We start from the raw sequence: 14469 nt of genomic DNA, 5'->3' as shown, positions 1-14469 counted from the left end.
ACCAAATCAGAGTGAGAGTGGATGTGAGCAAACGAGCCTATAACTTCTGCGCAGGTCCTGCTGCGCTCCCTGAAGCTGTCCTGTTGCGTGCCCAGTCAGAATTGCTTGACTGGCATGGCAAGGGCCTGTCCGTCATGGAGATGAGCCATCGAAGTGATGAGTTCGTGTCCATTGCGACCAAGGCTGAGCAGGATTTGCGTGACCTGCTGTCTATTCCCTCGAATTACAAAGTGCTGTTCCTGCAGGGCGGCGCGAGCCAGCAGTTTGCTCAGATTCCGTTGAATCTACTGCCCGAAAGCGGTACTGCCGACTACATCGACACCGGTATCTGGTCGCAAAAAGCGATTGAAGAAGGCTCGCGCTTTGGCCACATCAACGTGGCGGCCAGTGCCAAGTCTTACGATTACTTTGCGATTCCGGGTCAGAACGAGTGGAGCCTTTCCAAGGATGCTGCCTACGTTCACTACGCGCCCAACGAAACCATCGGCGGTCTGGAGTTTGACTGGGTTCCAGAAACAGGCGATGTGCCATTGGTTGCAGACATGTCTTCGGACATTCTGTCGCGTCCGATTGATGTGTCGCGTTTTGGCATGATCTACGCCGGCGCCCAGAAAAACATCGGCCCGAGCGGTATTGTGGTCAGCATCATTCGTGAAGACTTGCTGGGCCGTGCCCGCTCGATTTGCCCGACGATGCTGGACTACAAGGTCGCAGCCGACAATGGCTCGATGTACAACACGCCGCCGACACTGGCCTGGTATTTGTCCGGTCTGGTGTTTGAGTGGCTGAAAGAGCAGGGTGGGGTCGAAGCGATTGGCAAACTCAATGAAGTCAAAAAACGTACGTTGTATGACTTTATTGATGCCAGTGGCTTGTACAGCAACCCGATCAACACCCCAGATCGTTCGTGGATGAACGTGCCGTTCCGCCTGGCGGATGACCGTCTCGACAAGCCGTTTCTGGTGGGTGCCGAGGCGCGTGGCTTGTTGAACCTCAAAGGGCATCGCTCGGTGGGTGGAATGCGGGCTTCGATTTATAACGCCGTAGACATCAACGCGGTTAATGCGCTGGTGGCTTACATGGCAGAGTTCGAAAAGGAACACGGCTAATGTCCGAGCAAGAACTCAAAGCGCTGCGCGTACGCATCGACAGCCTGGACGAAAAAGTTCTAGAGCTGATCAGTGAGCGCGCTCGCTGCGCACAAGAAGTGGCGCGCGTTAAAATGGCCTCGCTGGCTGAGGGTGAAGTGCCGGTCTTTTATCGCCCGGAGCGTGAAGCTCAGGTGCTCAAGCGGGTCATGGAGCGCAACAAGGGCCCGCTGGGCAACGAAGAGATGGCGCGGTTGTTCCGCGAAATCATGTCGTCCTGCCTGGCGCTGGAGCAGCCGCTGAAGGTGGCTTATCTCGGCCCGGAAGGCACCTTTACTCAAGCGGCGGCAATGAAGCACTTTGGCCATGCTGTGATCAGCAAACCCATGGCAGCCATTGACGAAGTGTTCCGTGAAGTCGCTGCTGGCGCTGTCAATTTTGGCGTGGTACCGGTCGAAAACTCCACCGAGGGGGCTGTGAACCATACGCTGGACAGCTTCCTTGAGCACGATATGGTGATCTGCGGCGAAGTCGAGCTGCGTATCCACCACCATTTGCTCGTAGGTGAGAACACCAAGACCGACAGCATCAGCCGTATTTACTCCCATGCACAGTCATTGGCTCAGTGCCGCAAATGGCTGGACGCGCATTACCCGAATGTCGAGCGTATTGCGGTGTCGAGCAATGCCGAGGCGGCCAAACGGGTCAAGGGTGAGTGGAATTCGGCGGCCATTGCTGGCGATATGGCGGCGGGCTTGTACGGCCTGACCCGTCTGGCCGAGAAAATCGAGGATCGCCCGGATAACTCCACGCGTTTCTTGATGATTGGCAACCAGGAAGTACCGCCGACCGGTGACGACAAAACCTCGATCATCGTATCGATGAGTAACCGTCCGGGCGCCCTGCATGAGTTGCTCGTGCCATTTCATGAAAACGGCATCGACTTGACGCGTATTGAGACGCGGCCTTCGCGTAGCGGTAAATGGACCTATGTGTTCTTCATCGATTTTGCCGGCCATCACCGCGACCCGCTGGTCAAAAGTGTTCTGGAGCAAATCAGTCAAGAAGCCGTGGCGCTTAAAGTGTTGGGTTCCTACCCGAAAGCGGTTTTGTGAGGCAGTCATAACATGAGCGGTGATTTTCTCGCCCTGGCGCAGCCGGGCGTACAACTACTTTCGCCATACATTCCGGGCAAGCCTGTGGATGAGTTGGCGCGTGAGCTGGATATAGATCCGGCGACCATCGTCAAACTGGCGAGTAATGAAAACCCTTTGGGGCCGAGTCCCAAGGCGCTGGCTGCCATTAAAGACGAGCTGGCCGAGCTGACGCGTTATCCGGACGGTAACGGCTTTGCTCTCAAGAGTCTGTTGTCAAACCAGTGTGGCGTGCAGTTGGACCAAGTGACGCTGGGTAATGGCTCGAACGATGTTCTTGAACTGGTCGCGCGCGCGTATCTGGCGCCGGGCTTGAATGCCGTCTTCAGTGAACATGCCTTCGCGGTTTATCCAATCGTCACTCAGGCCGTAGGGGCTGATTCGCACGTGGTGCCAGCCAAAGACTGGGGGCACGACCTGCCGGCCATGCTCAAGGCGATCGACAACAACACACGTGTCGTTTTTATTGCCAATCCGAACAACCCTACGGGGACGTGGTTCGACACGAATGCGCTGAATGAGTTTTTGCAGGATGTGCCTGAGCGAGTACTGGTGGTACTGGATGAGGCCTATATCGAGTACGCCGAAGGTGGCGAGCTGCCGGATGGCCTTGAGTTCCTTTCGGCTTACCCCAATCTACTGGTTTCGCGCACGTTCTCCAAAGCTTACGGCCTGGCGGCCCTGCGTGTGGGTTACGCTCTGTCGAGCGCCGTGGTGGCGGATGTATTGAATCGTGTCCGTCAGCCGTTCAATGTGAATAGCTTTGCACTCGCTGCGGCCTGCGCCGCGCTGCAGGACACCGAATACCTTGCACAAAGCCGCCGTCTTAATGACGCGGGTATGCACCAATTGCAGGAAGGCTTTCGCGAGCTGGGTCTGAGCTGGATTGCGTCCAAAGGCAATTTCATTGCGCTGGATCTCGGTCAGGTGGCCGCTCCTGTTTATCAAGGCCTCTTGCGTGAAGGCGTCATTGTGCGTCCGGTGGCCAATTACGGCATGCCGAACCACTTGCGCGTCACGATAGGTTTGCCGGTCGAGAATACGCGTCTGCTAGAAGCGCTGGCCAAGGTCCTTGTTCGTGGTTGATGTCATGTCGTTGCAATCTGTTGAACCTATTGTGGGGCGCCTGGTGGTTGTCGGGCTGGGCCTCATCGGTGGCTCCTTTGCCAAGGGCATGCGCGAAAGCGGCTTGTGCCGTGAGGTAGTAGGTGTCGACCTGAATGCGGTTTCGCGCACTCGGGCGGTAGAACTGGGCGTGGTCGATCGTTGTGAGTCTGACTTGGCCGCGGCGTGTGTCGGGGCCGATGTCATCCAGTTAGCAGTACCGATTCTGGCTATGGAGAAAATGCTCGGTCTGCTGGCTGGCATGGACCTCGGGGAGGCTGTGCTGACCGACGTGGGCAGCGCCAAAGGCAATGTTGTGCGTGCAGCGACTCAAGCCTTTGGCGGTATGCCGGCGCGATTCGTACCGGGCCATCCCATTGCTGGTTCTGAGCAAAGCGGAGTTGAAGCATCCAATGCCAGTCTGTTTGAGCGGCATAAAGTGATATTGACGCCTGTTGCTCAGACCGATTCTGCAGCGTTGGCCCTTATCGATACGCTGTGGCGAGCCCTGGGTGCTGATGTTGAGCATATGCAGGTTGAGCGCCACGATGAAGTATTGGCAGCAACCAGCCATTTGCCGCATTTGCTGGCGTTTGGCTTAGTGGACTCTCTTGCCAAGCGCAATGAGAATCTGGATATCTTTCGTTACGCTGCGGGAGGTTTTCGAGATTTCACAAGAATCGCCGGAAGCGACCCGGTAATGTGGCATGACATCTTTCTCGCAAATCGCGAAGCGGTGCTGCGCACATTAGATACATTTCGCACTGACCTCGACGCCTTGCGCGACGCGGTTGATGCAGGGGATGGGCATCAATTGCTGGGCGTCTTTACACGCGCCCGTGTTGCTCGCGAGCATTTCAGTAAAATCCTGGCCCGCCGGGCTTATGTGGACCCTATGAATTCAAATGATCTGATTTTCCTGGCAAATCCTGGTGGCCAAGTAAATGGCCGTATTCGTGTACCGGGCGACAAGTCCATCTCTCATCGTTCGATCATGCTCGGCTCGCTGGCCGAAGGCACGACCGAGGTTGAAGGTTTTCTGGAGGGCGAAGACGCTTTGGCAACGCTGCAAGCGTTCCGCGACATGGGCGTGGTGATTGAAGGGCCAAATGAAGGTCGCGTTACCATTCATGGCGTCGGGCTACACGGCTTGAAAGCACCGCCAGGGCCTATCTATCTGGGTAACTCGGGTACGTCGATGCGCTTATTGTCCGGCTTGTTGGCCGCGCAAAGCTTCGATACCACCCTGACGGGCGATGCTTCTCTGACCAAGCGTCCTATGAATCGCGTCGCCAATCCATTGCGCGAAATGGGCGCTGTGATAGAAACCGCAGCTGAAGGCCGTCCGCCAATGACCATTCGTGGTGGTCATACCCTTAAAGGGATGGATTACACCTTGCCGATGGCCAGTGCGCAGGTTAAGTCCTGCTTGCTGCTGGCGGGTCTCTATGCCGAAGGCAAAACATCCGTTACAGAGCCTGCGCCCACTCGTGACCATACCGAGCGCATGCTGCAAGGCTTTGGCTACCCGGTAACGGTAAATGGCCCTACAGCTTCAGTTGAGTCTGGTCATAAGCTGACAGCGACTCATATTGAAGTGCCGGGTGATATCTCATCTTCGGCCTTCTTTTTGGTGGCGGCATCGATTGCCCCCGGCTCTGATCTGTTGCTTGAGCATGTGGGCATCAACCCGACCCGCACAGGCGTCATCGACATTCTGCGTTTGATGGGGGCAGATATCACCCTTGAGAATCAACGTGAGGTGGGCGGTGAGCCGGTTGCGGATCTGCGAGTGCGGGCGGCCAAGCTTAAAGGGATCGAAATTCCTGAAGCGCTGGTGCCGTTGGCCATTGATGAATTCCCGGTGTTGTTCGTAGCGGCTGCCGTGGCTGAGGGCAGAACGATTCTGCGCGGTGCAGAAGAACTGCGCGTCAAGGAATCTGATCGCATTCAGGTGATGGCGGACGGTTTGTTGGCGCTGGGCGTCAAGTGTGAACCGACGCCGGATGGCATCATTATTGATGGTGGCATCATCGGTGGGGGTGAGGTGCACGGTCATGGTGATCATCGCATTGCGATGGCCTTCAGTGTGGCGTCATTGCGCGCAACGGCGCCTATTCGTATCCATGACTGCGCCAACGTGGCGACCTCATTCCCTAACTTCCTGGCACTGTGCAAGCAAGTGGGCATGCGTGTCGTTCAAGAGGCGCAGTCGTGAACAGCCCGGCACCGGTCATTACCATTGATGGGCCGAGCGGCTCAGGCAAGGGGACGGTTGCGGGTCGCCTGGCCAATGTTTTGAAGTGGCGGTTGCTGGATTCGGGGGCGTTGTACCGTTTGCTGGCTTTTGCTGCGGCCAATCATGGTGTTGCCCTGGATAACGAGCCTTTACTGAGCAAATTGGCAGCGCATCTTGATGTGCAGTTCGTCGGAGCGACGAATGGCAAGGCGGCGAGCATTATCTTGGAAGGTGATGTTGTCACACACGCCATCCGCAGTGAGCAAGTGGCTGCGGGTGCTTCGACCGTAGCGGCGCTACCCGCTGTGCGCGCGGCTTTGCTGGAACGTCAGCGTGCATTTCGCGAATTTCCGGGGCTCGTGGCCGATGGCCGGGACATGGGAACAGTGGTTTTTCCCGACGCCCCATTGAAGATTTTTCTGACGGCCAGCGCCGAGGAACGTGCGCGCCGCCGTTACTTGCAGTTGAAGGCCAAGGGCGATGATGTTAGTCTCCCGCGTCTGCTGGAAGAGATTCGTGCCCGTGATGAACGTGACACGCAGCGTGCAATAGCCCCGCTCAAGCCGGCGGCTGATGCCATACAGCTGGACTCTACGGAGTTGTCTATCGAGCAGGTGCTTGAACGCATCATGAGTGAAATCGCACTTCGCGATATTGCCGGATGACCAAGAAAGCAGGCAGGAGACCAGAAATAGTCCTGCTTGCCTTCTTTTATATGAACGTAACCCACATTGTCTGGAGTGTGGCTGATGGGCGTATTCCTTCGCCCTTATTCAACAGGAATTAAAATGAGCGAAAGCTTTGCAGAACTCTTTGAAGAAAGCCTAAAAACCCTGAATCTTCAGGCAGGCTCTATCATCACCGCTATCATCGTTGATATCGATTACCAAGCTGGCTGGGTAACCGTTCACGCTGGTTTGAAGTCTGAAGGCCTCATCCCGCTGGAACAGTTCCACAACGACGCTGGCGAACTGAACATCAACATCGGTGATGAAGTTCACGTTGCGCTGGACGCGGTCGAAGACGGCTTTGGCGAAACCAAACTGTCCCGTGAAAAAGCCAAGCGCGCTGAATGCTGGATCGTTCTGGAAGCAGCCTTCGCAGCAGAAGAAGTGGTTAAGGGCGTTATCAACGGTAAGGTTAAAGGCGGCTTCACTGTCGACGTTAACGGCATCCGTGCGTTCCTGCCAGGTTCTCTGGTTGACGTTCGTCCAGTGCGCGACACCACGCACCTGGAAGGCAAAGAGCTGGAATTCAAGGTCATCAAACTTGACCAGAAGCGCAACAACGTTGTTGTTTCGCGTCGCAGCGTTCTTGAAGCAGAGAACTCGGCTGAGCGTGAAGCTCTGCTGGAATCCCTGCAAGAAGGTCAGCAAGTTAAAGGTATCGTTAAAAACCTCACGGATTACGGCGCATTCGTCGATCTGGGTGGCGTCGATGGCCTGCTGCACATTACCGACATGGCTTGGAAGCGTATCAAGCATCCTTCCGAAATCGTCAACGTTGGCGACGAGATCGATGTCAAGGTTCTGAAGTACGATCGCGAGCGCAATCGTGTTTCCCTGGGCCTGAAGCAACTGGGTGAAGATCCATGGGTTGCTATCAAAGCCCGTTACCCAGAAGGCACTCGTGTTACCGCTCGTGTAACTAACCTGACCGACTACGGCTGCTTCGCTGAGCTGGAAGAAGGCGTTGAAGGTTTGGTACACGTTTCCGAAATGGACTGGACCAACAAAAACATCCACCCTTCGAAAGTCGTACAAGTCGGCGACGAAGTGGAAGTTATGGTTCTGGACATCGACGAAGAGCGTCGTCGTATCTCCCTGGGCATCAAACAGTGCAAATCTAACCCGTGGGAAGATTTCTCTGGCCAGTTCAACAAGGGCGATAAAATCTCCGGCACCATCAAGTCGATCACCGATTTCGGTATCTTCATTGGTCTGGACGGCGGCATCGACGGCCTGGTTCACCTGTCCGACATCTCCTGGAACGAAGTGGGCGAAGAAGCCGTACGTCGTTTCAAGAAGGGCGACGAGCTGGACACCGTTATCCTGTCTGTTGATCCAGAGCGTGAGCGCATCTCCCTGGGTATCAAGCAGCTGGAAAGCGATCCGTTCTCCGAGTTCGTTCAAGAGAACGACAAAGGCGCAATCGTTAAGGGCATCGTGAAAGAAGTTGACGCTAAAGGCGCCATCATCACTTTGGCTCCGGATATCGAAGCGACTTTGAAAGCCTCCGAAATCAGCCGTGACCGCGTTGAAGACGCGCGCAACGTTCTGAAAGAAGGCGAAGAAGTAGAAGCCAAGATCATCAGCGTTGACCGCAAAAGCCGCGTAATCCAACTCTCCATCAAGTCGAAAGATGATGCTGAAGAGAAAGAAGCAATCCAGAGCCTGCGCGACAAGCCAGCTACCTCTGACATTGCTGCTGGTCCGACCACTCTGGGCGACCTGCTGCGTGCACAAATGGAAAAACAGAACTAAGTTCTGATTGACCATAGAAAAAGGGCGACTTCGGTCGCCCTTTTTTGTGCCTGCGATTTGATAAAGAGCGGCATGGGAGTCTGTAGGCGAGCGTGTGCGGCGCTGAGCTGTTATGTGGGATACCTTGAGTCTCCTGCATTCGCCCGCATATAGCGTGACTGGGAGAGTTCAGAGTTGCTCGGCGGCGCTGTGCGGGGGGCTGGCGATATGCAATAAAGAGGTGCTCACATGCTGCATCTGTTCGCGCAAAGATAGTCAAGCCCTGGGCTGTTCAAATTGCTTTGATCGTGCTAAAACCTTTGAAGCGCTGATCTAGCTGCTTGAAAAAGAAGGGAAAAATATGACGAAGTCGGAGTTGATCGAACGAATTGTCACCCATCAAGGGCTGCTCTCATCCAAAGATGTTGAGCTGGCTATCAAGACCATGCTTGAGCAAATGTCACAATGCCTGGCTACTGGAGACCGCATTGAAATCCGTGGTTTCGGCAGCTTCTCACTGCACTACAGAGCGCCCCGAGTGGGCCGAAACCCCAAGACGGGTCAGTCTGTAAGGCTTGACGGTAAGTTCGTACCGCATTTCAAGCCGGGCAAAGAATTACGCGACCGCGTGAATGAAGACGAGGAAGACGACAATTGATCCTTGTGGGAAAAGGAGGCGCCCATGCATCCGTTTAAAAAAGCTGCGTTGATCGTTATCGCTTTGCTGATATTTTTTGGCGTGGTGATTTTTGTTCTTGAAAATCAACAGACCGCGTCATTGACGTTTCTTGGGTGGCAGTCTCCACCGCTTTCAATAGCGCTCTTTTTTGTTGGCGCGTTGTTGATCGGTCTGGCGATTGGCCCGCTTCTTGGCATGTTGATGTACTGGCGCAAGCGAGCTGCATTGAAGCGTGAGCTACGCTCGAGCTAAGGCTTTCTGGCAGGGTTTAGCCTCAACTGGTTGGGGCAAAGTCCGAAAACTGGAGACGCCTCGACCGTGAGCAACTCTATGGGCAGGGCACCAGGCTTCTGTAGGAAGAGTCGTACGGGTGCGTGAGTTTCCAGTCAAGTCTTGTATTGTTTTGTAAAACTGGCAAAATCCGGTCTGTTCTCGATTGCCAGCTATTTTTGTGCTTCTTCAGGTGCGCAGTGACGCATTGCCTGCTGAAAAAAACTATAAAAAGATGCACGTAAGAAAATTTCTGCATAACGAGCCCGCAGTTTCTTTTTGAAGGCAGGCCTTTGTTGTGACAAGTATTTCTAATCTTCCCCGAAATTCTTCAGCTGATGAAGTCGATCTGATTGCGTTGTTCCAGGCCATCTGGAAACAAAAGCTCATCATCATCGCAACCACGGCAGTGTGTGGGCTTCTTGCATTGATTTATGCCTATGCAGTGACCCCAGAATACAAAGTCACAAGCGTTCTGCGCCCGGCAGCGATCAATGAACTGGATGCTTTGAACCGCTCCGGTGTTTATAACCTCCCACCCAATGAAGCTTTGCACAAAGTCGGTGCCAGCCTTGAGTCTTATGATTCGCGCTTGGGCTTTTTCCGCGAAAATCAGGAACTGTTCAGCCAATTCAAACAACCGGGGCGTACCCTTGAACAAAGTTTCGAGGAGTTCAACCGCGATTCGCTGCGACTGATGCAACCCGACCCCAAAAAAGCAGATTCCTTGAGTGCCTTCATCAGCCTGGAGCTGAACTATCCAAAAGGGGTGGATGGCGTTCAAATTCTTAACGGATTTGTAGACTACGCCATCAACGCTGAGCGTGATCAGATTGCGGCTGACCTCAAAGTCATTGTGAATAACCGTCTCACCGAGCTTAAAGGCAAGATAAATGCCGCTCGCGCCAGCTACGAAAATGGCAAGGAAGCACGCATTGCCTCTCTCGAAGAAGCTGATGTTCTGAAGCGTGCACAATTGCAAGACGAGTTAAAAGCGTTACGTAATCAGCTAAAAATTAACCGAACCGACAGAATGGCCCAATTGAGCGAAGCCATCGGCATCGCCCGATCGCTGGGTATTCAAAAGCCAACAACACCCTCTGCGCTAGGAGATTCTGCACGTAGCAGCGACTCCAGCATCATGCGCACCGAAATAACAAATCAACAAATCCCGTTGTACTTCATGGGTGTCGATGCCCTTGAGGCAGAGCGGTTGGCTTTGCAGCAGCGTAAAACTGATGACTTCACCGAAGCGCGTATTGCTCAAATTGCAAGAGAATTGCAATTGCTCCAGAGCAATCGCGAAGTTGAAGTGCTCAAGCAACGTCAAAATGAAGACGTATTTCTGCAGGGTGTTGAGCCGTTACGTGCCGAACTTGTCAGGCTGAGCAATTTGAGCAATCTGGACTTCACCAATTTGAAGTTGGTATCGATTGATCGTAAGGCTTTGGCTCCCACGGCGCCTGTCAAACCGAAAAAGGCCCTGATATTGCTGCTCGGCTTGGTATTGGGTGGAATGTTGGGTGTGCTTATAGCGCTCGTACGCCACTTTTTTCACGCGCGTGTAGCGGGGCCTCAACCATCAATGGCGCCTACATTGTCCGCGACACTCATTCGTTCGAACGAGTCAGGCCTTAGCGGAAAAACCTTGCAAAAAGATCGCTCCTGAAAAGCATTAAGGTCGGGTGATTAACGGCCTTACTTGTGGACTAATTGCCTCTTCATGGAGCTGTATCGAGAGCAAGCTTATGCCTTACCCGCACATCATTCACCATGGCGCCATTAATGGCGTCACGGGGTCATGCCATCAATTGCACATGGCCGCGCAAAGCAGTCTGTTAATCGACTGTGGAATATTCCAGGGTAATGAACCTGCAGATGATGACCGTGCGAACAACATAGAGTTCTCCATCAATGGGATCAAAGCATTGATCGTGACTCACATTCATGCAGATCACATTGGTCGAATCCCGCATTTACTGGCTGCGGGTTTCGAGGGGCCGATTATTTGCAGCGAACCATCGGCCAAGCTGCTGCCCTTGGTCCTGGAGGATGCATTCAAGCTTGAATTCAGTCGAGACACTCGCACCCTGGATCGCTATTTGCAGCGTGTGCAGAAGCAGACAGTAGCAGTCCCGTTTGGGCAGTGGTTCCCCATTTCGCAGTCCGACACTTTACAGGCGCGAATTCGTTTGCAAAGAGCAGGGCACATACTGGGGTCAGCTTATGTGGAATGCGATCTGACATACCCGCAAAAAGCCGTGAACCAGCGCATTGTCTTTTCTGGAGACTTGGGTGCGCCCAATACACCCTTGTTGCTTGGGCCTCAATCGCCTGAGCGTGCCGATATTCTGATCCTCGAAAGCACCTACGGTGATCGACTGCACGAAGATCGAGCAACCCGACAAGACCGGTTGGAGCTAGCTATCGATAAAGCTTTGGCAGATCAAGGCACACTTTTGATTCCTGCCTTCAGCTTGGGGCGCACCCAAGAGCTGCTCTACGAGATCGAAGACATCCTTCACCGTAAATCATTAACGACGCCAGCGAGCGTGAGCTTGGATGGGGATCAGTCTTTACCGATCAATTGGCCGCAGCTGCCAGTCATAATCGATTCACCATTGGCCAGTAGACTGACGGCGACATACCGCGGGTTGGATATATATTGGAATGCTGACGCTCAACAGCGACTTAAAGCGGGGCGAAACCCGTTGAATTTCCAGCAGCTCATCACGGTGGACAGCCACGCCAAGCATTTGCAAGTGGTCAATTACCTAAGCAGTACAGGTCGTCCGGCGATCGTGATTGCCGCAAATGGTATGTGCTCGAAGGGCCGAATCGTTAATTACCTCAAAGCCATGTTGGGTGATGCGAGGCATAATGTGCTGTTTATGGGCTACCAAGCTCAAGGCACCCCAGGGGCCGCCATACAAATGTATGGCCCGAAGGGGGGATATGTAGACTTTGAAGGTGAACGTCATCGGATTTCGGCAGATATTACGACCCTCGGTGGTTACTCTGCGCATGCTGACCAATTAGACTTGCTCAACTTCGTATCCGGCATGGACCACTGGCCAGAGCAGATAAGATTGGTGCACGGTGAAATGTCAGCAAAGCAAGCATTGGCAGCGGAACTGCAAGGTCTGTACGGCGCACGAAATCTGCCGGTCGATGTATTGATACCAGCGAGCTAGCATCGCAAACATTATAAGAACTTAGCGGCTTGCTATAGGCAATGACAAGCGCAATAGCAAACCAAGGAAGACGCAGAATGAACGGTCAATGGACATAACTACCGTCGCACCTCACACCTCGGTCGCCTCGAAGCTTGGGGATTGGTACCTGGTGCAGTGCAAGCCAAAGCAGGATGAGCGCGCAGAAGAAAACCTTAAGCGCCAAGGCTACGAATGCTCTCGCCCGGTATGCAGCCGTGAACGACTACTGCGGGGTAAGCGTCATTTCGTCCAAGAATCCTTATTCCCTGGTTATCTATTCATTCATATGCCCCTTGGCGCAAACTGGGCCCCCTTGCGCTCCAGTCGCGGCGTTGCGCGCGTGGTTGCCTTTGGCGGCCAGCCGTTGCCAGTAAGCCAGCAACTGGTTGAGCAATTGCAAGCCCGAGCCCGATCCAACGTGCTCTGCGCTTTCAAACCCGGCCAAACAGTGACATTGAACGATGAAGGGTTTGCAGGGCTAGAGTCGATTTTCATGTCCATGGACGGCGAAGAACGCGTCATCCTCCTCATCAAAATGATGAACCGTCAACTACAGATTAGTATGCCTTTGGCTTCTGTCGCCAATTGATAAACAGTACTCGGGTGTCGAGCCTGGGCAATGATGAAGCTGCGAGTTCTCAGGAAATTGACGATCAATCCTGGGGCGGTAGCGTGTCTAAAGACTTAAATCTCGTCGCTTGAAAGCATGTCAGGCGACAACCGCATATTAGTTAAGGAAGAGCTAGTTAGATGAGCACCATCAAGCGTAAAGGTATTATTCTCGCCGGCGGTTCAGGTACGCGGCTGCACCCGCTCACCCTGGGCGTGTCGAAACAAATGCTGCCAATCTATGACAAACCCATGATTTTTTACCCGCTGTCTGTGCTGATGCTAGCGGGGATGCAAGAAATTCTGATCATCTCGACCCCTGAAGACCTGCCATGCTTTAAAAAATTGCTGGGTGATGGCAGCCAATACGGGATTGAGCTCAGCTACGCCGAACAGCCTAGCCCCGATGGTTTGGCGCAAGCCTTTATCATTGGCGAAGAGTTTATAGGTTCTGATCCAGTTTGTTTGATTCTTGGAGATAACATATTCTACGGACAATATTTCTCAAGTAATCTACGATCAGCTATGTCTCAAAAAACCGGAGCAACCGTATTTGGGTACCATGTATCAGATCCTGAGCGTTTTGGAGTCGTAGAGTTTGATACGGCTGGTCGAGTACTTAGTATTGAAGAAAAACCGGATACTCCAAAATCTAATTTTGCAGTCACGGGACTATATTTTTACGATAATCAAGTTATTGATATAGCAAAAAATATCAAACCATCTCAGCGAGGTGAGCTTGAAATCACGGACATTAATCGGGCTTATCTTGAGCAACAAAGCCTTAACGTAGAGCTGCTAGGTAGGGGCTTTGCATGGCTTGATACTGGCACGCATGAATCTTTGCTCGAAGCAAGCCACTTTGTGCATACTATTGAACACCGTCAAGGATTAAAAGTAGCATGCCTTGAGGAGATTGCTTTTAATAAACAATGGATCTCCCGAGAAACATTAGCTGAACAAGCTGAAAAGTTTAAAAAAACTGGCTACGGTCAGTACTTGAACAAGCTATTGTCAGAAGAGATTTAAGCATGAAATTCTACTGTGCAGAACTTCCTGATATCGTCATTATTGAGCCTGATGTGTTTGAAGATGAGCGAGGTTGGTTAATGGAAAGCTTTAACCAACTCCGTTTCGACGAAGGCTTGAAAGATTTAGGGGTGCCAAAGGCAAAAATTTTTGTACAAGATAATCACTCATTATCTAAAAAAGATGTGCTAAGGGGATTGCATTACCAGGTAGAACCTTTTGCGCAAGGAAAGCTTGTGAGTGTTACCAAAGGTGCTGTCTTCGACGTAGCTGTAGATATAAGACCAGCTTCGCCAACTTACGGGCAGTGGTTTGGAACTGAGTTGAATGAAATAAATAAAAAAATGTTGTGGATCCCTGCGGGTTTTGCGCATGGTTTTCTTGCGTTAGAAGACGATACTCACTTTAATTACAAGGTCACTGATTTTTACAACAAAGATTCCGAAAGAAGTATTCGGTGGGACGATTCGAGAATAGCGATCAAATGGCCAATAAGAAGTGCATATATAATTAACGAAAAAGATAAATTATCACCGTGCTTTAATGGGGCTTAAATATTTTGATACGGGAGGCATAGCGGCTGTCTTTCCAAAAAAACCTAGTCATTGCTGAATGTGCAT

The 14469-nt window shown here is 52.7% G+C and carries 13 protein-coding genes; all 13 read left to right on the top strand.

From position 1 onward, the window contains the following. The first annotated feature begins 23 nt into the window (after window positions 1-23). The 13 genes from serC (at window position 24) to rfbC (ending at window position 14403) form a co-directional block, all read left to right on the top strand. The gene (gene serC, locus ACI7MX_RS12060; RefSeq protein ID WP_405587553.1) at window positions 24-1109 is read left to right on the top strand and encodes a 3-phosphoserine/phosphohydroxythreonine transaminase; all 1086 of its coding nucleotides are present in this window, start codon (window positions 24-26) and stop codon (window positions 1107-1109) included. Then, window positions 1109-2203, top strand: coding sequence for a prephenate dehydratase (gene pheA, locus ACI7MX_RS12055; protein ID WP_122783292.1), 1095 nt, complete (start codon window positions 1109-1111; stop codon window positions 2201-2203). The genes serC and pheA overlap by 1 nt, the downstream gene beginning before the upstream one ends. A 12-nt stretch (window positions 2204-2215) precedes the next feature. Continuing rightward, window positions 2216-3328 carry a histidinol-phosphate transaminase gene (gene hisC, locus ACI7MX_RS12050; protein ID WP_405587551.1) on the top strand — a complete coding sequence of 371 codons (1113 nt, stop codon included), beginning with the start codon at window positions 2216-2218 and terminating at the stop codon, window positions 3326-3328. 28 nt (window positions 3329-3356) lie between these two features. After that, entirely contained in the window at window positions 3357-5564 is a 2208-nt protein-coding gene (locus ACI7MX_RS12045) for a bifunctional prephenate dehydrogenase/3-phosphoshikimate 1-carboxyvinyltransferase (protein WP_405587959.1), read from the top strand. After that, the gene (cmk, locus tag ACI7MX_RS12040) at window positions 5561-6250 is read left to right on the top strand and encodes a (d)CMP kinase (RefSeq protein ID WP_405587548.1); all 690 of its coding nucleotides are present in this window, start codon (window positions 5561-5563) and stop codon (window positions 6248-6250) included. The genes ACI7MX_RS12045 and cmk overlap by 4 nt, the downstream gene beginning before the upstream one ends. 123 nt (window positions 6251-6373) lie before the next feature. Further along, on the top strand, window positions 6374-8068 hold the full coding sequence (rpsA, locus tag ACI7MX_RS12035) for a 30S ribosomal protein S1 (RefSeq protein WP_122783295.1): 1695 nt from the start codon (window positions 6374-6376) through the stop codon (window positions 8066-8068). A gap of 340 nt (window positions 8069-8408) precedes the next feature. Then, a complete protein-coding gene (ihfB, locus tag ACI7MX_RS12030) occupies window positions 8409-8705 on the top strand; it encodes an integration host factor subunit beta (protein WP_122783296.1) in 297 nt (98 codons plus the stop codon). Between the two features lie 24 nt (window positions 8706-8729). Next, complete coding sequence (locus ACI7MX_RS12025; protein WP_405587544.1) at window positions 8730-8978, top strand: lipopolysaccharide assembly protein LapA domain-containing protein; 249 nt, start codon at window positions 8730-8732, stop codon at window positions 8976-8978. A gap of 316 nt (window positions 8979-9294) precedes the next feature. Next, the gene (locus tag ACI7MX_RS12020) at window positions 9295-10665 is read left to right on the top strand and encodes a Wzz/FepE/Etk N-terminal domain-containing protein (RefSeq protein ID WP_405587541.1); all 1371 of its coding nucleotides are present in this window, start codon (window positions 9295-9297) and stop codon (window positions 10663-10665) included. Between the two features lie 79 nt (window positions 10666-10744). After that, window positions 10745-12190 (top strand): MBL fold metallo-hydrolase RNA specificity domain-containing protein, encoded by a 1446-nt coding sequence (locus tag ACI7MX_RS12015; protein WP_405587538.1) that lies wholly within the window; start codon window positions 10745-10747, stop codon window positions 12188-12190. 88 nt (window positions 12191-12278) lie between these two features. Next, complete coding sequence (rfaH, locus tag ACI7MX_RS12010; protein ID WP_405587535.1) at window positions 12279-12800, top strand: transcription/translation regulatory transformer protein RfaH; 522 nt, start codon at window positions 12279-12281, stop codon at window positions 12798-12800. A gap of 161 nt (window positions 12801-12961) precedes the next feature. Beyond that, a complete protein-coding gene (rfbA, locus tag ACI7MX_RS12005; protein WP_405587532.1) occupies window positions 12962-13849 on the top strand; it encodes a glucose-1-phosphate thymidylyltransferase RfbA in 888 nt (295 codons plus the stop codon). Window positions 13850-13851: 2 nt separating this feature from the next. Next, window positions 13852-14403 carry a dTDP-4-dehydrorhamnose 3,5-epimerase gene (rfbC, locus tag ACI7MX_RS12000; RefSeq protein WP_405587529.1) on the top strand — a complete coding sequence of 184 codons (552 nt, stop codon included), beginning with the start codon at window positions 13852-13854 and terminating at the stop codon, window positions 14401-14403. Window positions 14404-14469: the final 66 nt, after the last annotated feature.

The sequence above is a fragment of the Pseudomonas sp. 2024-210 genome (assembly GCF_045062345.1).
In the GTDB taxonomy this organism is placed as follows: domain Bacteria; phylum Pseudomonadota; class Gammaproteobacteria; order Pseudomonadales; family Pseudomonadaceae; genus Aquipseudomonas.
This window is presented reverse-complemented; position numbering and strand designations above follow the sequence as displayed.